Here is a 19,273-nt window from a genome sequence, read left to right as displayed (position 1 = left end):
TAAAAGATCAACGCATCTGAAGTATGTCCGAGCTCGATACCAATCCGATTACCGTCTTTGCTAAGACCAATTTTCGCAATCAAGAGCGGGTCTTCGGTATCAAGGCCGATGACCGGCGCCGGCACATGTACATCTTGGGGAAGACCGGTATGGGTAAGACCAACTTGCTCGAGAACCTGGCGATCCAGGATATCCAGCAGGGTCACGGTATTTGCTTCATCGACCCGCACGGCGATGTCGCCCTGAAACTCATCAAGGCGATTCCGCCCGAGCGTATCAACGACGTTATCTACTTCGACCCGGCGGACCAGGACTTCCCGATCGCTTTCAATGTGCTCGAGCAAGTTGGTGCCGATCAACGCTCAGTCGTCGCGTCCGGTCTCGTCAGTGTCTTCAAGAAAATCTGGGCCGATTCGTGGGGGCCGCGGCTTGAGTACATCCTCAGGAATGCCATCCTCGCCCTCCTCGAATATCCGGGTGCGACGCTCTTGGGAGTGATGCGCATCCTCGTCGACAAATCGTACCGTGAGCGGGTGATGGAGAAAGTGACCGATCCGGTAGTGAAGCAATTCTGGACTGTCGAATTCGCCGGTTGGAATGAGCGCGTGTTGCAGGAAGTTATCTCGCCAATTCAGAACAAGGTCGGGCAGTTCACCTCGAATAGCCTCATCCGCAATATCATCGGCCAGCCGACGAGCGCGTTTGATGTGCGGAAAATCATGGACGAGAGGAAGATTCTCATCATGAACCTCGCCAAGGGCAAGATTGGTGAGGACTCGACAGCGCTCTTGGGCGCGATGATGGTCACGAAGATCCAGCAAGCCGCGATGGGCCGAGTGGATACGCCCGAGGAGGAGCGAAATGACTTCTACCTCTACATCGATGAGTTCCAGAACTTTGCGACCCTCTCATTTGCCAACATCCTCTCAGAAGCACGTAAATATCGACTCTCGCTCATCTTGGCCAATCAGTACATCACTCAATTTGAAGAAGAGATCCGGGACGCCATCTTCGGCAACGCGGGGACAATTATTTCCTTCCGCGTCGGGGCGATGGATGCGGAGTTTCTCGAGAAAGAATTCGAGCCGGTTTTCATGTTGAATGACATGGTGAATTTGCCGAAGTATCAGGTCTACCTGAAGCTCATGATCGACGGGATCGCGGGGGATGCGTTTTCGGCGACGACTTTGCCACCGATCCTCGTCGAGACACCGGGTATCGACGACAAGGTCATCGCAGTGACCCGAGAACGCTATGCTTCAGCGCGGGAAGAGGTGGAGGACAAGATCCGCCGCTGGACCGGCATGCTGACCGAAGAAGAGAAGCAAGCCCTTCGTGCTCCGCTAGCAGTACCAGCCACTCCGCGCCCAGCAACTACCTCACGTACTCCGAGTACTCCGACCCCTCGGCCGGCTCCGCGCGAGCGTGTGCCGCAGCATGGCACCGAGAGTATCACGAAGCGTGAACGGGTTGTCGAAGCACCGACACCAAAACCAGTGGCCAAGCCGATTGCTCCCCAGCCGATACCAGTGAAACTGCCAGAGCCTGATCGGTCACGTGTGATGGCGGAACCAGGAGTAAAAGCCGAAACTGTTTCGGTACCTGTCGCGACGCCGCTGGTGGCTGTTGATTTACCAGAAGAGTCGTCGGACACCCCGACCCAACCCCTTGAAGCAATGCCGACTCCGGTGGTGTCTGTAGCGAAACCTGAAGTCGTGCCAGCTATCACGACGCTCGAGGCAGCCGAAGGGACCTTGGCTACCGAAGCGCCGGTGAACATCCCAGAGAAAGTGTTGTACCCGGCAGTGTGTGCCACTTGTGGTCTCGAGATCGAAGTACCGTTTGTGCCGGATGCCTCACGTCCGACATTTTGCAAGGACTGTCTCCGTGACTATCAGCGAGCGGTGGCCAGGGAGCGCAATCAGATCGCAGGGAAAACCCCTCCTGCAGGCCGACAACAGTCGACAGATGGGCCGACGAACCGGACAGATCACCGCACTTCGGAGCACCGGGTGTATGCTTCAGTTGAACGACCGATGAAACTCTCTCAGGCACAGCATATCGAACCCAAAAAATTCAAGGCCATACGTCGCAAGCCGGATATCAATGTGAGTGCCGTCCGAGCCCTCATCGACGAAGCGCGGCAGGAGAAAGACGAGGAGACTTGATTTCTCACATGATTCTGATAGGCTGACGGGTCTCGGGACACCCCTTAGACTTAGAGCTTGTTCTTGTTCCGCGGGCAACGATTCCTATGGATCACAGTAAGGAAAAAATCGCTGTCCTGGTTTCGGGTGGCGTGGATAGTTCGGTCGCGCTCGCACTCCTGGTGGAAGCGGGTTTCGATGTGACCGCGTTCTATATCAAGATCTGGCTCGAGGACGAGCTGGCTTTCTTGGGGGACTGTCCCTGGGAAGAGGATCTAGCATATGTCCGCGCGGTGACGGAAAAGCTCGGTGTGTCGCTTGAAATCGTGCCACTTCAAAAGGAGTATTGGGAGTATGTCGTGGCAGAAGCGATCCGCGAGGTGAAGGCTGGTCGGACGCCGAATCCGGATATGCTCTGTAATGCGCGGATCAAGTTCGGCGCGTTCTGGGACGCGATTGGGGATGGATATACGAAAGTCGCGACCGGGCACTATGCTCAGACGGATGCCGTGGTCAATTTCAACACGCAGTTTTCTTTCGCTGATCGTTTACGCTCGCGGTCGGACACAACGCGAACGCCGAGCTGGCCGGCCACCCGTTTCTTGAAACGTGCCATTGATCCAGTGAAGGACCAGACGTACTTTCTCTCTCAACTGTCGAAGTCACAGCTGTCCCGGGCGCTGTTTCCGATCGGCCAGTATACCAAGCCCCAGGTGCGCGCGCTCGCCGAGAAATTCCAGCTTCCCAATGCCAAGCGCCGTGACAGTCAGGGGATTTGTTTCCTCGGCAAGATCCCGTTCGACGAATTTCTTCGCCACCATCTCGGAATAAAAAAAGGCCCGCTCGTCGAGTTCGAGACGGGGAAAGTCTTGGGTGAGCACCATGGCTTTTGGTACTTCACCATCGGACAACGCGAGGGGATCGGGCTGTCGGGTGGACCCTGGTATGTGGTGGCCAAGGACGTAGAGAAAAACACCGTCTGTATCTCGCATGCCGAGCATCGGACTGAGCGGGCGCGAGCTACCTTTATGGTCCGCGATCTGAATTGGTTCGGTGAATGGCCCGAAGATGGCGCCGAGCTCTCGGTGAAGCTTCGCCATGGCCCGAAAGAATACGAGTGTCAGGTACAGTGGCAGGATACTGAGACGCTGGAAGTGTTTCTCCAAAAAGAAACCGACACCGGGGTGGCGTCGGGGCAGTATGCGGTATTTTACCGCGGTGACTATTGTTTGGGCGGCGGCGTGATCAGCGGTTGAGGACGAACTGGTGGAGGACTCTATCTTTCAGCACCACGGACGAGGCATAGAGACGATTCTCTGCGTCGCTGTTTACTGAAGAAGGATATTCTGGCACCAGGAGGTATTCCTGCAGCAGATCGATGCAGAGCCTGCTGACTTCGAAGACGAGTCCATTGGAACAGAATTGTGCCGCGCTCTGACTTCCGAAATCGTTGACGATCTCACCGGACGCGATCACTGCCAGATGGCAGGGGTACCCGACCCCTGAACAGAACCTATTACTGATTGTGATCACCGTGACCATCAGCTGGTGGAACTGGTCTCGCGAAATCATATGTGAACCTGCCGCGGTTCGGATTTCTAGCTGTAGATGATCCACAAAAGACATTGGGAGAACATCGATATTCTTTGCTCCTGGTGGTAGCCAGGGCTGACGAGGGACCTGGAGTCCGAAGTAGGTTTCGTCGCCTGGGCCAGGAACGACCCGGATGAACGAAGGGAATGGTCGGTAGCGCATGCGAGTCTCCTCTGCAGTAGTGAATGGGAAGGTGCTGGGTCATTCATACCTTGTTCGGCATGAAGAAAAAGTCTACAATGACATGAACACTATGTCAATCCGGCGAGAGAAAATTGCATTCTTTGAGCGAGTACTCATGGATTTCTTCCGGAAAGCTGGGCGGGAGCATTTGCCGTGGCGTCGCCCAAAGATCACCGCGTATGAAGTCTGGGTGTCGGAGATCATGCTCCAGCAGACGCAGGTGTCGCGCGTCATCGGCTACTACACGCGTTTCCTTGAGCGCTTTCCGACGGTCGAGTCATTGGCAGCCGCCTCTTGGGAGGAATTCCTCCCGTATTATGAAGGCCTGGGCTATTATGCCCGCGGCCGGAACATGCTTTCCGCGGCCAAAGAAGTCGTCGCTAAGCATCAAGGGAAATTCCCTCGGGATGTCGAAGCCTTGCGAGGACTTCCAGGCATCGGACCATATACGGCGGCGGCAATCATGAGCTTCGCGTATGGCGATCGGCATTTGGCTTGGGACACAAATCTGAAACGTGTCGTGGGGCGATTCTTTCTTGGAAATAGGAATGCGGTGATTGATACGAACTACTTTGAGTCAAAGTTTACCAGTTCGAGAAAATCGTTGAATGCGGCACTGATGGACTTTGGCAGCGCGCTCTGTGTTGCTCGACCAAAGTGTGAAGCATGTCCCTTGCGATCCCGTTGTCTCTACACTCGAGAAGGCGGAAAACAAGAGAAGAGAAAGACGGCAGGGAAAACGTTACCCCGGCAGGATTGGGCAAGAGCGGAAGCGGTCGTCATCCTGCATGATAGACACCGGGTCTACTATTCCTCGAAGCGGACAGTATATGCGCCATTTGTCCTCCCTATAGGTTACAATACGCGCGCCGGGATCAAGGCTTTCTTTTTGGAAAAGTACGGACTGACACTGGCTGTCCGGCCGCCGCATGCGAAACGCGTCGAGGGTCAGCAGCCGAAGATCTTCGTCCACGCTCAGATCTTGCTCGGTCAGCCGGCATTTCGCGCCTTCGCTGCAACTGAAATAGCACAGAAGTATTGAACATCCGGCATCGGTTTTCTTAGAGTGCATTCTCCGCTATACTGGGGATGGTAGTTACGCGTCGAACTCTATGCAGGTCCGTCATCTCAATGTCTACTTTTTCTTCCTCATCATGCTTCTCGTGGGCGTGACGGTGTTTTTCATTTTCCAGCCGTTTCTGACAGCGATTGTCGCGGCGGCAATTCTTTCCGTTCTCTTCCGTCCCGCCTATCAGACGCTTCTCCGGATGATCCCGGGACAGCCGGGGAGCGCCTCATTTCTGACTTGTCTCTTGGTTGGCGTGATCATCGTGACCCCGGTGCTCTCGGTGCTCTCGCTCGCGGTGGCAGAGGCGAATCACCTGTACCACGCCATCGCCGAGGAACGTTCGTTCTCGAGCGTTGTTGAAATCGGAGTGCAGACGGTTCAAGAAACATCGTTCGGCCAGATCGTCTTCAAGGATTCTGCCTTCACCACAGAAAGCGTCATGGAAGATATCCAGCAATTCAGCCAGAACGCCTTGGGATTGCTTCAGACAGCGTATCAGAGCGTGACCCATTTTGTGTTCTGGGTTTTCGTCATGTTCTTCACGCTGTTCTACTTCCTGATCGATGGCGATCGTGCCTTCCACCGTCTTATTCAACTGTCGCCCTTGAAGACCGAGCATGAGACATTGCTCGCTTCGAAATTCATCTCGATCAGTCGCGCGACGCTCAAGGGGACGCTGGTGGTCGGTGCGATCCAAGGCCTCCTCGGGGGCTCGCCTTTTGGATCGTCGGTGTCCCATCGCCGGCTATCTGGGGACTTCTCATGATCCTGCTCTCCATCATCCCGTTGGTCGGTTCGGCCCTGGTTTGGCTCCCGGCGGGTATCATTCTCCTCCTCATGGGGCAGGTCTGGCAAGGGGTGTTCCTCCTCATCGTCGGCTTTGGTGTTATCTCGCTGATTGATAATATTCTCCGTCCGAAACTCGTCGGCAAGGACACGCAGATGCATCCGTTGATGATATTTTTTGCCACCTTGGGCGGTATCTCACTCTTCGGACTGCCGGGCTTCATCATTGGTCCTATCATTGTCTCACTGTTTATGGCGCTCGGTGAGATCTATGCGATCGAATTCAAGGGGCAGCTCGCAGAATATAATAACGATTAGTCTATGGCCGCCCTGTGGCAGTCACTGCCACTTTCGATCGACCCAGTTGTCGTGCGTATCGGCGGGTTGCCGGTGACCTGGTATGCGGTCATGTATATTGCGGGGGTCTTGTTTTCCGCGCTGTATTTTGTGAAGCTGGCTCGTCGGCGGGGCTTGCTCGTCGATGCGGATGCGACCGTCGAAGTCATTGTCAGTGTCCTCTGGGGTGTACTCATTGGTGCCCGTCTCGGATACGTTGCCTTTTATGGTGGATCGGACTTCATCCAGGAACCGTGGCGGATTATCCTGCCTTATGATTTCGGACAGGATGCATGGGTCGGTATCCGGGGGATGAGTTTCCACGGTGGACTCATCGGGGGAGCCATCGGACTCTTTATGTTTACTCGTGAAGCAAGGCGTGAGTTCCTCCGGTTTTCGGATGTGCTCGTTCAGGCGGTGCCAATCGCGATCTTCTTTGGTCGGATTGGGAACTTTCTCAATCAGGAAATCCTCGGCCGCCCGTCGGCCCTACCTTGGGGGATGCATTTTCCTGGATCAGGGTCGCTCTTGCTCCATCCGGTGACACTCTATGAAGCCGCGTTCGAGGGGGTGCTTCTTTTCCTCCTGCTGGCTGTCTTGAGCCGACAAGCGAGCCGTCCAGGACGAATCACCGCCCTTTTCCTCTTCCTGTATGCTGGTATCCGGTACGGCGCCGAATACTACCGGGCCTTGCCGCTCGAGGGGAACCTGGTATATGGAGTCTTGACTACTGGTCAGGCGCTCTCGGTCGCGATGGCACTCCTCGGAAGCATCGTCCTCCTCGTTACTCGGAAACGCGTGGTATACTAGGGGTAACAAATACCTATGGAGAAGAAACACAGCATCGCGCTCGCGCTTGGTTTGGTTGTACTCATCGGTGCTCTCATCTGGTGGGGAGTGTATGAAGACCAGTCGAAACCATCCTTGGATCAGACAGTGACGACCTATTTCTATGGAGAGACCTGTCCACACTGTCGGGATGTTCAGAAATTCCTCGATGAGAATGATATTGCGAGCAAGTTCAGCTTTGTGAAGCGTGAAGTGTGGAGCGATCAGTCCAATGCCCGATTGATGCGTGAGGCGGCGGGAATCTGTGCCTTGGACACGACGAAGATTGCTGTTCCCTTCGTCTTCTCAGAAGGGAAATGTCTGGTCGGGACGCCGGATGTGATCGGATTCTTCAAACAAAAAGCTGGTATCTGAATCCATGCGTGAAATTTTTCCGCCCAAAGCAAAATCAATATCGCACGCCAAGATGCTGTTCGATGGCGTCGCTCATGGTCATGAATACCGCTCACCGCGGCCGGGTTTGGCGCCTCGCCCACTCGTCTCACCGGCGATGATTCGCGCCCGGCGACAGCTTGACGCGGTACTTTTGAAGGAACACACTGGCGCGCGCGAGAGTTTTTTCGGGTTCCAACGCAAGTGGAAGAAACTGATGCTGTTTCGGCGGGTCTTTGTCGTGTCACGTCGTTTCAGTCGGCGCTTGGGTCGCTGGCTGCCAGCACCGGGAAATTTGTCGCCCAAGAAAGCACTCTATGCTTCACTCTTTGCGGGCGTGAGCTTTGGCATGGTGTCGATGTCAGTCATCAAGGATATCGGAGCGGATGAGGCGAATGCAGGCTCACCAGCTCCGGCGGTGGTGGCAGTCGCGACGGACGAATCAGACAAAATAGCGAACGAAGTCTCCGAAGAGAAGAAGAAGTATGATCCGAATGATGATCTCTTCCTCCAATTTTTCAGCGAGGCAGAAAAGGAAGAGTACAGTGATCAGATTCATGAATTGGTGAAGGGGTATCCGATTGAAGACATGTTACCCTATATCCTCGAGAAGGATCGAATTGTTGCGGCCTTCCTCATTGGCATCGGCAAGAAAGAGAGTAATTGGGGGAAGCGGGTGCCAGTCTTGGACGGTCAGGACTGCTTCAATTATTGGGGGTATCGGGGGGTGCGGCGGCTCATGGGAACGGGTGGACACACCTGCTTCAATAGTCGTAAGGATGCCGTCGACACGGTTGCGCTTCGGATCGAGTCTCTTATCTATTCATCCAAGATCGATACTCCGGCCAAGATGATTATCTGGAAATGTGGCTATAGCTGTGACGGCCATAGCCGGGAGAGTGTCCGGAAGTGGATCGCCGACGTGGACATGTATTTCAAGGAATTGAACCAAGCTGAGGGCGGTCCGCTTGAGTAGTATAGTGGGGGCTCACAAAACCCTTGACACGGCATTTTCGTATTGTGTGATATCGGCCGCCCTTTGAGGCGGTTTTATCCTTTATAAAAGCCATAAATGAGCTCATTTCTGGGACAAAAGCTTTGACCGAGGCGTGTAAAAATGCTATTCTCAGGCTTGCGTCCCAAGCGGGATATTCCGGAAAAGGGCATAATTTCTAACGATATTCTATGCGAATTCCCCAGCTGGTTTCGATGGGTAGGCGACGACACAAGCGCGGCCGGATCCTGCGATCATGCCAGACACTCAGTCTCGTCGGAGTACTCTTCCTTTCCCTCGGCCAGACAGCAGATGGAGCGAGCGATTCGGGTTCGGAGGCGCAGTCTGATGACCCTTTGTCTCGTGCGAGCCTGTGCGATTGGCAGCGGGACTATCACTTCTTTGCCAAGGCCCCGAAAGCAGATAAGGTTGAGACCAATCCCTGTGAGGCGGCTTTCCGACGGGCTGTGACAGTCGCTTCTGATCAGGCAGAGCGGGACATGCCCCCGAGCGGTGAGAAGGCTTCCTTTGAAGCTGAACTCCGGGCAATCGTGTCGGGATACCCGATTGAAGCGATGGTCCCGGTGATTGCCGAGTACGATCGGGATATCGCCGGTCTCATCGTTGGGATCGCCAAGAAAGAGAGTAATTGGGGGAAACGGGTGCCACGGACAGCATCGGGCGATGACTGTTTCAATTACTGGGGCTACAAGGGTGCGGGTGCGCGTGGCATCGCGATGGGACATGGCTGTTTCGGCGAATCAGCCGAGGCGGTGCACGCTATCGGCGGTCGGCTCCAAGAACTCACGGCCCTTCGTCAGACGAGCGAACCGGCAAATCTGGTTATTTGGAAATGTGGATCATCTTGTGCGGGTCATTCACCCGAAAGCGTCCGGAAGTGGATCTCGGACGTTGACCTCTACTTCCGCGCCATTGCACGGAAATAGTACTGGACGACAGACTCGGTTATCGCACTGCTAGGCTGAGAAGTGGGGTATTACCCCCGCCAGTGGTCTGGCAGGGGTGGTATACTTGAGAAAACAAATCCTCATGCACTGGCTCACTTTTGCGCTTGCGGGCTATTTCTTCAATGCCGTTACGGCGCTCTTCGACAAGTTTCTCCTCGCCGGTCGGATCAAGGAGCCGGTCGTGTATGCTTTTTTCGTTTCCGTCCTCTCGCTCTTTGCGATTGTGCTTGTCCCTTTCGGTTATCAGCCGATCCCTTGGCAGACCATGGTCGTGTTCGTCATCTCGGGAGTGTTGTTCCTCTACGGATTGGTCGCTTTCTATAATGCGGTCAAGCGAAGCGAGATCTCACGGGTCGCACCGCTCGTCGGCATCACGATTTCCATCATTGCCGGTGTTGCTTCACTCGCATTTGGTCCAGCCGCGACGCTATCGTTTTCACCAGGCCACCTCCTCTCGCTTCTCCTTCTCCTGACAGGCGCGTTCTTTATCGCCTTCGACTTGCCGCTCAAGAAAAATGACGCGCTCATGAAGTCGACACTCTTGGCCGGCGCGCTCATGGCACTCTCGCTTCTGTTTCTGAAGACCGGGTACCGCAATAATGTGGATTTTGTGAACGGTCTTCTCTGGTCGCGGATGGGATTCATCATCGGCGGCTTCAGTCTGTTCATCATCCCCGAGTATCGTCGGGCTATCCTCGCCAATACCCGCGGTCTTTCGTCGTCGAACCGGCGTGATGTGACGACTGGCATCCTTTTCATCTTGAACAAGATTTTTGGTGCAGCGGCTTCTTTCTTCCTGACCTATGCGACCTTCCTCGGCCCAGTGACCTTCATCCAGGCCTTGAACGGCGTTCAGTATGCGTTCGTGCTCATCCTCGCGATTCCTCTGGCATTCCGCTACCCGAAGATATTTGGAGAAAAGCTCTACTTCTGGGATTGGTTCCAGAAAGGGGTGGCCGTTATTCTCATCGGTCTCGGGATGTGGTTGGCGGTGACTCAGGGCGTCGATTTTCTTTTCCTCTAGACAAGCCCTATGAATCAAACACTCCTGAATCCGCAGTCTGAGTCGACGCATTCGCATTGGTGGGGTGTCATCAAAACAATTGGTTATACTTTGCTCGGATGTTTACTTCTTGTCGGACTCATCTTCGGCTACTTCAATCTGCCTGGGCCGGCGCCGCGCGAAGACGTGCATCTCGGTATGACGTTTTCCTCGCGCTATGCGACGGATCTAGGTCTGGATTGGCGAGAGACGTATCGGGCGTTGCTTGATGATGCCGGCGTGAAGCGGCTCCGTCTCCCAGTGTACTGGGATCTCGTCGAACGCGAACCGGGGAAACGCGACTATACTGATGTCGACTGGCAGCTGGATGTGGCCGAAGAATCCGGCGCTACGGTTATCCTCTCGATCGGTCAGCGGGTGCCGCGCTGGCCCGAGTGTCATATCCCTGGGTGGGCGAAGTCGCGTGGGGACGCTGATCGGCAGGCAGCTCTGAAGGCGTTTATGCGTGAAACCGTGGAGCGGTATCGCGATCGTTCGATCATTACGACCTGGCAGGTGGAGAATGAGCCATTCCTCGTTTTCTTCGGAGAATGCCCACCGCTCGATGTCGCTTTCCTCGAGGAGGAAGTGGCACTGGTGAAGTCACTTGATCCAGCACGGCCCGTGCTCCTGACGGATAGCGGTGAACTCTCGGTCTGGTATCGGGCGGCGGCACGCGGCGACCAGTTCGGCACGACCATGTATCGCAAGATTTACAAGGGCCGTCTCGGCTATGTGACGTATCCAATCGGGCCGAATTTCTTCCGCGCGAAGGAACAGCTCGTCCGACTCCTCACGCACCAGCGGCACTTTTCAATTATCGAACTCCAGGCTGAGCCCTGGGCTTCCGGGTGGGTCGCCAATGTGCCGCTCGAAGAACAATTCATCACGATGAATGAGCAACTGCTTGAGGACAATGTCACCTATGCGAGGCGCGTCGGGTTCGAGGACATCTATCTCTGGGGCGGGGAGTGGTGGTATTGGCTGAAAACCAAAAAAGATTCGCCGGCGGTTTGGGAAAAAGGCAAAGAACTCTTCCGACGGTATCCGTAAACACTCATGATCCTCATCCTCGACAATCTCCGGAGCGCGTACAATGTCGGCGCCCTGTTCCGGTCGGCCGATGGCGCGGGGGTGACACATGTGTATCTCGTGGGGATCACGCCGCCCCCGCCGAAGCCCGACCAAGCCGTCCTCTCGCCCGCCGAAAAGGCACTGCGGAAAACCGCGCTCGGTGCGGAGCGTGTGGTGCCTTGGTCGAGCATGAAGTCGCTCGCCCGCCTCATCACCCGCCTTAAAGCGAGGCAGTATGAGATCATCGCCCTCGAAGAAGGGACAGGTATCGCGAGCATCGACTACCGTCTGTGGCGGCCGAAACGGGGGCGTGAGCCGGCCTTGATCGTCGGCAACGAAGTCGCTGGCATCGCGGAGGATTCGCTCGCAACCGTTGATACGCTCATGCATCTGCCGATGCGCGGGATGAAACATTCGCTCAATGTGTCAGTAGCAGGTAGTATTGCCTTGTACTACCTCTCGGCTACAATGGAAACGAGAGTCTCTCGTAACTAGGGGATAGTAGCTAGTTACTAGTGTTTAAGAAACGCGCTTACTCTAGTCACTCTTTCTGCTCTAGTCACTAATAACTTCTGGAATAATGAAAAAAGAAAACAAACCGAAGAAGATCGCCATCTTCGATATCGATGGCACGATATTTCGGAAGAATCTCCACTTTGAGCTTATCAATGAATTGGCGTGGCTGAAGGTGTTCCCGAATTCGGTGCGCCGCGAGCTGAGCGAGGTCTACAGTCATTGGCTCGAGCACTCCGGTACGTATGAGGAGTACCGTAAGGCGATTGTCCGTATCTACGCTGAACACATCGCGGGAGTCAGCGAGACTTCGGTCCATGAAGCGGCACATATCGTCGTGCCGTTCCATGCCAAGCGCACGTACATCTTTTCCGAAGCGCTGATCAAGGAGTTGCGCGCCAAAGGGTATCACTTGCTCGCTATCTCGGGTTCGCCGATCGAGATCGTCGAGGAGTACAATAAACACTATCTCCATTTCGACCGCGTGTTCGGGAGTATCTACTCCAAAGATGAGAAGGGGATATACACAGGAGCCGCCGAATTCGAGCCCTCGCGGAATAAAGGCGAAGTGCTTCAGCAGTATGTGTATGAACATGGGCTCTCGCTCGAGGATTCATACGCGATGGGTGACACTGAGTCCGATGCGAGCATCCTCCGCATGGCGACCCACCCGATCGCCTTCAACCCAAACCAGAACCTGAAAGCGCTGGCCGATGCCGAGGGCTGGCGCATCGTCATCGAAAAGAAAGATGTGATCTATGAGATAGGCTCAAAATCCGAAGCTCGAAACCAGAAATTCTAAACGGATACGCGCTACAATTGCTAGATATCCCTATGGACAGCACAGAGAAAAAATATGATTTGGAAGAGCGAACACTGGCCTTCGCGCACCGAGTCAATGCCTATGTAAACGGACTGCCGCGCACTATCTCGAATATCGAAAATGGGAAGCAGTTGGTACGCTCGGCTGGTTCAGTCGGAGCCAACTATATCGAGGCGAATGATGGACTGAGTCGCAGAGACTTCCTGATGAGAGTGAAAATTTCCAAGAAAGAAGCGAAGGAGAGTATATTCTGGTTAAACCTGAGCCAACCCGAGAAAGAGCTGGAGACCGAAAAAGAAGCACTGATTCTGGAATGTACAGAACTCATGAAAATCCTCGGTGCTATTATTAAGAAAGTTCAGCCCGGAGGATAAGTATTTGTTTAGAGTTTCGGATCTTCATTTCGTATTTAGATGGTTCCCGGTTTAGAATTTAAGATTTCGTATTTCGAGTTTACCCTCTTATGGCCTTCAACCTCAACAGCTCACTCGATAATTTCCTCCGGAAGACGCTCTGGCTCTGGCTGCCATTTTACGCTCTTCAAGCACTCTTGAAGGAATTTAGCACTCAGCTCAGGGAGAAAAAATGAGCGCAAAGGTGAGTATGAACGAGCCTGTCTCCGCCAGAGACATCCATCTCCGACTGTGGCCGCTACTCCTCTGGTGTGCGGTGATTTTCGCGTTTTCCCAGATGCCGGGAAGCGGGCGAGCGATTGAACCTACAGCGTGGTATATTGTCGAGCGCAAATCGGCTCATGTCGTCGAGTACGCCATCCTCACCCTCCTCGCGTACCGATTTTTCCGTTCGGTGTACTCGCGCGAGGCATTGGCCCGGATCGCAGCGCTCGCGGCCGTGTTCGCGCTCGCTTACGGTGCACTCGACGAGCTCCACCAGGCATTCGTCTTTGGTCGGGGCGCGCGGCTGACCGATGTCATGATCGACAGTGTCGGTATCTTGCTTGTCCTGGTTACACTCCTCATTCTCCGCCAACGGAGGGGGCGATGATATACTGGAGGCGTTCACAATGGTAGAACGACCCATGGTGGCTCGTTTCTTGTTTGTTGTGAACACGGAGTATGTAATTAAACGACACTGGCCTCTTACTTGTCCTATGAACTATGAGCTCCTCCAACAACTGAAACAGTGGCGCGACGAGCAGGCCCGGATCGAGGGGGTCGAGACATATCGTGTCATGAACAATGCGACGCTCGAAGCGCTCATCGCCCGGAGGCCGTCGACTCTCGCTGAGCTCCTCGAAGTGAAAGGAATTAAGGAAGCGAAGAGTCGGCGCTATGGGAAAGCGCTGCTGCAGATGCTACAGGCGCAGGCGTCATCGGGTGATGCGGGGGGCGATGCCGAAACGGGTGAGGTCCGAGGAGTGGAATCAAGAGAGCAGGTTGCCGAGTCAGTCGGACCGGAAGCGTTGCCATCGGCCGTCGAAGCGCCACTCACGGTGTCGCAATTCCTCGATAGCCTGAATCTTGAGCTCTCGGGCATGGCCGCGCGTTTGTGCGGCGAGGTTTCTGAATTCAACATCTGGAATAACTCTTTTGTTTTCTTCTCGCTGAAAGACAGTCAGGATGGCAGTGTCCTGAAATGCGGTATGCCGTATGCTCGGTATCAGGTCTGCGGCGTCGATGTGAAAGTCGGGGACGAAGTCATCGTCGAGGGTTTTCCGAAGATGTACAAGCCGCGCGGCGAACTCTCGCTTCAGGTGGGTGTCATCGAGTATGCGGGCGAGGGCGAGCTGAAGAAGGCTTATGATGCGCTTCACAAGAAGCTGGAGCTGGTGGGTGCGTTTTCTCTCGAGCGGAAACGGCCGATACCCGAATTTGCGGAGAAGATCGCACTCATCACCTCGGAACAGGGTGCCGCCATCGGCGACTTCACGATGAATCTGGCGCGTGCCGGCATCCATGTTGATTTCTATCCGACACTCGTCGAAGGGAAAAAAGCAGTATTTGATATCATCGAAGCGATCCGTTATTTCAATCAAACACCGGACCGCTACGATGTCCTCGTACTCATCCGAGGCGGTGGTAGTCTCGAGAGTCTGCAGGCGTTCAATACCGAAGCTCTCGTCCAAGAGATTGTTTCTTCTCGGATTCCGGTACTGGCTGGTATCGGTCATGAACGTGATGTTTCACTTGCGGCGCTCGTGGCTGATCATATGGTCTCGACACCAACGGCGGCCGCTCGTTATCTCTCGATCTCTTGGGACGAGGCACGAGCCAGACTGGGTCTATATTCATCGGCTCTGTCTCGAGTGATGCAGGAATTTCGCATGTTGGTATGTGAACGAGTTCGCGTCGGAGAGGAGTCGATCCGTCGCGCACTCGGTGATATCGTGGAGCGGGTCGGTATGGCACAGGCGGCCTTTCGCGAAGCCGTCGCGCTTTTTCCGGCGTATTGTCACCGAGTCACTCTTCGGCTCGGGACCGATGCAGCGCTCTGGCAGGCAAAGACGGATGCAGCGGTACTCAATACACGTGATCAGGTGAAGGCCCTTGAGGCGCGGCTCCGTCAGTATGATCCAGCGCGGGCGCTCCAACTCGGCTATAGTCTGGTGCGGAGAGAGGGGCGCATCATTCGGGACGCTGCCAGGGTAGCAGTCGGTGATCGGATCGATATACAACTGGGCCAAGGCAGTATAGAATCAGAAGTAATAGGGATAACGTAAGGCTATGACAACCAAGAAAGAATCACTCGGCGAGGCGCTCAAGAAACTCGAAGGTATCACAGACTGGTTCGAAAATCAGGAAGAAATTGATGTGGAAAAAGCGCTTGAGAAAGTGAAGGAAGGAGTCGTACTCATCAAATCAAGCAAGGAGCGACTCCGCGAAGTAGAGAATGAGTTTGAGATCGTAAAAAAAGAGCTCGACGGTACGGCTTCGTAGTAGTCACTCTGCTATACTGGGTATACAAAACAAAGAAAATATCTTTATCATGCATCGGTTCTCAAGTGATATTTCTATCGTGCTTGGTGGAGCGGCGGGACAGGGGATTCAGACTGTCGAGACACTCCTCGTTCAGGTGCTCAAGAAGGAGGGCTATTATGTCTTCGCGTCCAAAGAGTATATGTCGCGGATCCGCGGCGGGAGTAATTCGACCGAAATCCGACTGACGTCGAAGAAACGGCGGGCCTATGTTGATCGCATCGACCTCCTCTTTGCGCTCGACAAGAATGTCGTGCCGCATCTCGCACATCGGATCACAGAGAAGACGGTCATCATCGGTGAGAAGGAAAAGGTCTGCGAGACGGAGTGTCAGGTCGTCGACGTCCCTTTCACGCGGTTTGCCAATGAACTCGGACACCCGATCTATACGAGTACCGTCGCCGTCGGGGTCGTTCTCGGTATGCTCCGAGCTGACGAGAGTGTGTTTCATGAATATCTGCGTGGACATTTCGCTCGGAAGGGTGAGGAAGTCGTCGCAAAAAATATTGAGGCGGCGCAAAAAGGGTATGTCCATGGGACGCACATCGCTTTTTTGGAGGGTGTAGAGCTATCTGTGCCGCGAGCCAAAGCAGCCGATACCGGACTCCTCCTCGATGGGATGGAGAGCGTGGGCCTGGGGACACTCGCAGCAGGCTGCAATTATATCAGTTCGTATCCGATGTCGCCGGGGACGGGATTACTGACCTTCCTCGCCACACACAAGAAGGACTTCGGTATCGTCGTCGATCAGGCCGAAGACGAAATTGCCGCGATCAACCAGGGCTTGGGTGCTTGGTATGCCGGCGCGCGCGCGGTGGTCACGACCTCGGGTGGTGGGTTCGACCTCATGTGTGAGGGAGTAAGTTTGGCTGGGATGATCGAGACGCCGATCGTCATCCATGTCGGCCAGCGACCCGGTCCGGCGACGGGGCTCCCCACCCGGACCGAGCAAGCAGACCTGAATCTGGTCCTCTATGCCGGGCATGGTGAATTTCCGCGTGCTATTTTTGCGCCGGGCACGCCCGAGGAAGCATACCATGCGATGTCACAGGCGTTTTATATTGCAGACAAGTACCAAGTACCTGCCTTCGTCTTGACAGATCAGTTTTTCCTCGACTCGGTCACGACGGTCAACGACGGTGATCTGAAAGCGGCTCCAAATCAGGCATATATCGTCGAAACAGACGCAGAGTATGAACGCTATGCCGTCACCAAGGATGGTGTATCACCACGCGGTATCCCAGGCTACGGCAAAGGACTCGTCGGAGTGGATAGCGATGAACACGATACGGCGGGACATATCACGGAAAGTCATCTCGTCCGTCAGGAACAACACAGCAAGCGGCTCCAAAAAGGGGTGGCTGTCGCCAAGGAAGCGCTTCCACCTGTGGCCTCGGTGGCTCGATTGAAGAAAGCCAAGACGGCGGTGGTTACCTGGGGATCAAATCGCGGCGTTGTCGAGGAAGCACTCGACCGGATCGGTGATGAATCGTTCGCTCAGGTGCACTTCCCTCAGGTCTATCCGCTCCCTGCGTCTGGTAAGAGGCTTTTGGCCAAAATGAAACAGATCGTCGTGATCGAGAACAATGCCGCCGGGCAATTCGCCGATCTCCTCGAGCGTGAATATAGCATCACTGTCACGGAGCGAATTCTGAAATATGATGGCAACCCATTTTCCGTCGAAGAAGTTGTGAAAAAACTGAAAGACTTATGATCGACAAGAAACTCTACGATATGCCGCATGGGACCGACATAGCCTGGTGTCCGGGCTGTGGCAATTTCCCGATCCTGAATATCATGAAGGGTGTGCTCGCTGAGATGGATATCCCGCCGACGGACGTCGTCATCTGCTCTGGCATCGGCCAGGCGGCCAAGACGCCACATTATCTCCGGGTGCATTACTTCAATGGGCTGCATGGCCGCGCTCTCCCGCCGGCGATCGCGATCAAGACGGCGAATCCAGGACTGACCGTGATCGCTGAGTCCGGCGATGGGGACATGTATGGCGAGGGGGGCAATCACTTTCTGCATACGATCCGGCGCAATCCCGATATCACGAACATCGTCCACAACAACATGGTCTATGGCCTGACCAAGGGCCAAGCCTCGCCGACATCCGAGAAAGGGATGCAGACACCACTGCAGACAGATGGCGTCATGCTCGAGCCCTTCAATCCTATGGCGATTGCGATCTCAGCGGGAGCGACGTTTGTCGCCCGTGCTTTCTCAGGCGATATTCCACAAGCTAAGGAAATCGTGAAAGCCGCGATCGAGCACCAAGGCTATGCGCTTGTCGATATCTTCCAACCGTGTGTCGTTTTCAACAAGCAGAACACCTTTCAGTGGTTCAAGGATCACACCTACTATCTGGATGTGAGCCATGACAAAAGCGACAAGGTCAAAGCGCTCAGCCTCGCCCTCGATACCGAAAAGATGGCGCTCGGTGTCCTTTATCAAGAAACCGGCCGCCCGAGCTATGAGACCGTCGTGCGCGAAGGGGATGACCCGCTCTATACGAAGAAGTTAGATCCAGTGAAACTCACGACGCTGCTCGAAACGTATCGATAAGACCTACCTTTATGAAGGGATCTCAAAAATTTCTTAGCATTGCTGCGATAGGAATTTTTCTACCGCAGATTGCCTTTGCTTGTTCTCGGGTGCATGCAGCTATCGCACTTCCTTTAGGAGGTGTCCTGTTTCTTCTCGTGCTGATGATATTCAGCTACAAAATCTATGGGAAAAATGAGAAGGTCAAAAGAGTACTTTCCATCATTCTTCTGGTAGCAATCGGGAGTTTTGTGACAAGTCTCGTTCTCTTTGGCTACCAAGAATATAAATACAGACAGGAGCTATTTGCCTGCCGAGAAAAATGTCCAGTGGGAGAAAATTGTATCTGCGAGCCGTCCTGTCTTTAATCCAAACCGAGCTGGATCTTGGCTTCAGGAGTCATCTTCTCGATCGTCCAGGGCGGATCAAAGGTGAGCGAGGTTTCGACATCTTCGATACCCTCGAGCTCCATGACCCGATCCTCGATCTCTTTCTGGATCTGACCGAAGAGCGGACATCCCATGGTAGTCAGGGTCATGGTGATCGTGCACTTTCCGTCGGTGTCGACCGAGATAGTATAAATCAAGCCGAGTTCGACAATCGAGATACCGAGTTCGGGGTCGAGGACGAGGTGGAGCTTTTCGCGGACCAGGACCTCGATGGGCTTTCTTGTGACAGCTTTGGACATAGAGTCTTGTCATCCCGAGCGTAGTCGAGGGATCTGTTTACAACGCGCCTGACATATCTAACCATTGGGGATTTTCCTTCTCAATCAACAGAATTTTCTTTTCTCTTCGCCAAGATTTTAACTGCTTTTCTCTAGCGAGAGTGCTGTAGACATCACCCGTCTGCTCGAAGTAGACGAGTTGATCGACATTATATTTTTTCGTGAAGCCCTCGACAGCTTTATTTTTGTACTCCCAGATTCTTCTCGGGAGGTTGCTCGTAACGCCAACATATAAAGTCCGAGAATGACTGGCGAGAATGTAGACACAGTAGCTTCTCATGACGACCATTCGACTTATTCACGTAGTTTCCTCT

The 19,273-nt window shown here is 54.3% G+C and carries 23 protein-coding genes; 20 read left to right on the top strand and 3 right to left on the bottom strand.

The features are described from left to right. Positions 1-23 precede the first annotated feature (23 nt). Together IPJ68_03545 and mnmA are read left to right on the top strand one after the other, a co-directional pair. Positions 24-2,168, top strand: coding sequence for a type IV secretion system DNA-binding domain-containing protein (locus IPJ68_03545; GenBank protein ID QQR78133.1), 2,145 nt, complete (start codon positions 24-26; stop codon positions 2,166-2,168). A gap of 86 nt (positions 2,169-2,254) precedes the next feature. Next, positions 2,255-3,403: a tRNA 2-thiouridine(34) synthase MnmA gene (mnmA, locus tag IPJ68_03540; protein ID QQR78132.1), complete on the top strand. Its 1,149-nt coding sequence runs from the start codon at positions 2,255-2,257 to the stop codon at positions 3,401-3,403. On the opposite strand, the gene IPJ68_03535 is transcribed toward mnmA, so the two are convergent. Continuing rightward, positions 3,393-3,902, bottom strand: a complete 510-nt coding sequence (locus tag IPJ68_03535; GenBank protein ID QQR78131.1) for a hypothetical protein — start codon at positions 3,900-3,902, stop codon at positions 3,393-3,395. The genes mnmA and IPJ68_03535 overlap by 11 nt on opposite strands. A gap of 91 nt (positions 3,903-3,993) precedes the next feature. On the opposite strand from IPJ68_03535, the gene IPJ68_03530 reads away from it, so the two are divergent. From IPJ68_03530 to IPJ68_03445, 18 genes are all read left to right on the top strand, one after another. Beyond that, positions 3,994-4,965 carry an A/G-specific adenine glycosylase gene (locus IPJ68_03530; protein ID QQR78130.1) on the top strand — a complete coding sequence of 324 codons (972 nt, stop codon included), beginning with the start codon at positions 3,994-3,996 and terminating at the stop codon, positions 4,963-4,965. 70 nt (positions 4,966-5,035) lie between these two features. Next, positions 5,036-5,758, top strand: coding sequence for an AI-2E family transporter (locus IPJ68_03525; GenBank protein ID QQR78129.1), 723 nt, complete (start codon positions 5,036-5,038; stop codon positions 5,756-5,758). After that, positions 5,755-6,096, top strand: a complete 342-nt coding sequence (locus IPJ68_03520) for an AI-2E family transporter (GenBank protein ID QQR78128.1) — start codon at positions 5,755-5,757, stop codon at positions 6,094-6,096. The genes IPJ68_03525 and IPJ68_03520 overlap by 4 nt, the downstream gene beginning before the upstream one ends. 3 nt (positions 6,097-6,099) lie before the next feature. Next, the gene (gene lgt / locus IPJ68_03515; protein ID QQR78127.1) at positions 6,100-6,924 is read left to right on the top strand and encodes a prolipoprotein diacylglyceryl transferase; all 825 of its coding nucleotides are present in this window, start codon (positions 6,100-6,102) and stop codon (positions 6,922-6,924) included. Positions 6,925-6,939: 15 nt separating this feature from the next. Further along, positions 6,940-7,317, top strand: a complete 378-nt coding sequence (locus IPJ68_03510; protein ID QQR78126.1) for a hypothetical protein — start codon at positions 6,940-6,942, stop codon at positions 7,315-7,317. Between the two features lie 4 nt (positions 7,318-7,321). After that, positions 7,322-8,311, top strand: a complete 990-nt coding sequence (locus tag IPJ68_03505) for a hypothetical protein (protein ID QQR78125.1) — start codon at positions 7,322-7,324, stop codon at positions 8,309-8,311. Positions 8,312-8,520: 209 nt separating this feature from the next. Continuing rightward, positions 8,521-9,276 carry a hypothetical protein gene (locus tag IPJ68_03500; GenBank protein QQR78124.1) on the top strand — a complete coding sequence of 252 codons (756 nt, stop codon included), beginning with the start codon at positions 8,521-8,523 and terminating at the stop codon, positions 9,274-9,276. Positions 9,277-9,379: 103 nt separating this feature from the next. Then, on the top strand, positions 9,380-10,321 hold the full coding sequence (locus IPJ68_03495) for a hypothetical protein (protein ID QQR78123.1): 942 nt from the start codon (positions 9,380-9,382) through the stop codon (positions 10,319-10,321). A gap of 9 nt (positions 10,322-10,330) precedes the next feature. Then, positions 10,331-11,392, top strand: coding sequence for a cellulase family glycosylhydrolase (locus tag IPJ68_03490; protein QQR78122.1), 1,062 nt, complete (start codon positions 10,331-10,333; stop codon positions 11,390-11,392). A 6-nt stretch (positions 11,393-11,398) separates the two neighbouring features. Continuing rightward, positions 11,399-11,908 carry a TrmH family RNA methyltransferase gene (locus tag IPJ68_03485; protein QQR78121.1) on the top strand — a complete coding sequence of 170 codons (510 nt, stop codon included), beginning with the start codon at positions 11,399-11,401 and terminating at the stop codon, positions 11,906-11,908. A gap of 85 nt (positions 11,909-11,993) precedes the next feature. Beyond that, positions 11,994-12,728 (top strand): HAD family phosphatase, encoded by a 735-nt coding sequence (locus IPJ68_03480; GenBank protein ID QQR78120.1) that lies wholly within the window; start codon positions 11,994-11,996, stop codon positions 12,726-12,728. A gap of 32 nt (positions 12,729-12,760) precedes the next feature. After that, positions 12,761-13,123 (top strand): four helix bundle protein, encoded by a 363-nt coding sequence (locus IPJ68_03475; GenBank protein QQR78119.1) that lies wholly within the window; start codon positions 12,761-12,763, stop codon positions 13,121-13,123. 229 nt (positions 13,124-13,352) lie between these two features. Further along, positions 13,353-13,754: a VanZ family protein gene (locus IPJ68_03470; protein ID QQR78118.1), complete on the top strand. Its 402-nt coding sequence runs from the start codon at positions 13,353-13,355 to the stop codon at positions 13,752-13,754. A 106-nt stretch (positions 13,755-13,860) separates the two neighbouring features. After that, positions 13,861-15,429, top strand: coding sequence for an exodeoxyribonuclease VII large subunit (gene xseA / locus IPJ68_03465; GenBank protein ID QQR78117.1), 1,569 nt, complete (start codon positions 13,861-13,863; stop codon positions 15,427-15,429). A gap of 4 nt (positions 15,430-15,433) precedes the next feature. Then, on the top strand, positions 15,434-15,646 hold the full coding sequence (locus IPJ68_03460; protein ID QQR78116.1) for an exodeoxyribonuclease VII small subunit: 213 nt from the start codon (positions 15,434-15,436) through the stop codon (positions 15,644-15,646). Positions 15,647-15,695: 49 nt separating this feature from the next. Continuing rightward, positions 15,696-17,399: a 2-oxoacid:acceptor oxidoreductase subunit alpha gene (locus IPJ68_03455; protein QQR78115.1), complete on the top strand. Its 1,704-nt coding sequence runs from the start codon at positions 15,696-15,698 to the stop codon at positions 17,397-17,399. After that, positions 17,396-18,253: a 2-oxoacid ferredoxin oxidoreductase gene (locus IPJ68_03450; protein ID QQR78114.1), complete on the top strand. Its 858-nt coding sequence runs from the start codon at positions 17,396-17,398 to the stop codon at positions 18,251-18,253. The genes IPJ68_03455 and IPJ68_03450 overlap by 4 nt, the downstream gene beginning before the upstream one ends. A gap of 11 nt (positions 18,254-18,264) precedes the next feature. After that, positions 18,265-18,600, top strand: coding sequence for a hypothetical protein (locus tag IPJ68_03445; GenBank protein QQR78113.1), 336 nt, complete (start codon positions 18,265-18,267; stop codon positions 18,598-18,600). Here the strand turns inward: IPJ68_03445 and IPJ68_03440 are convergent. Together IPJ68_03440 and IPJ68_03435 are read right to left on the bottom strand one after the other, a co-directional pair. Next, positions 18,597-18,920: a metal-sulfur cluster assembly factor gene (locus IPJ68_03440; GenBank protein QQR78112.1), complete on the bottom strand. Its 324-nt coding sequence runs from the start codon at positions 18,918-18,920 to the stop codon at positions 18,597-18,599. The genes IPJ68_03445 and IPJ68_03440 overlap by 4 nt on opposite strands. 37 nt (positions 18,921-18,957) lie before the next feature. Continuing rightward, entirely contained in the window at positions 18,958-19,239 is a 282-nt protein-coding gene (locus IPJ68_03435) for a GIY-YIG nuclease family protein (protein ID QQR79250.1), read from the bottom strand. Positions 19,240-19,273 lie beyond the last annotated feature (34 nt).

Source organism: Candidatus Moraniibacteriota bacterium (assembly GCA_016699425.1).
Classification (GTDB): domain Bacteria; phylum Patescibacteriota; class Minisyncoccia; order Moranbacterales; family UBA1568; genus SSEF01.
Note: the sequence above shows the minus strand (reverse complement) of the source record. Positions and strands in the feature narration are given on the sequence as shown.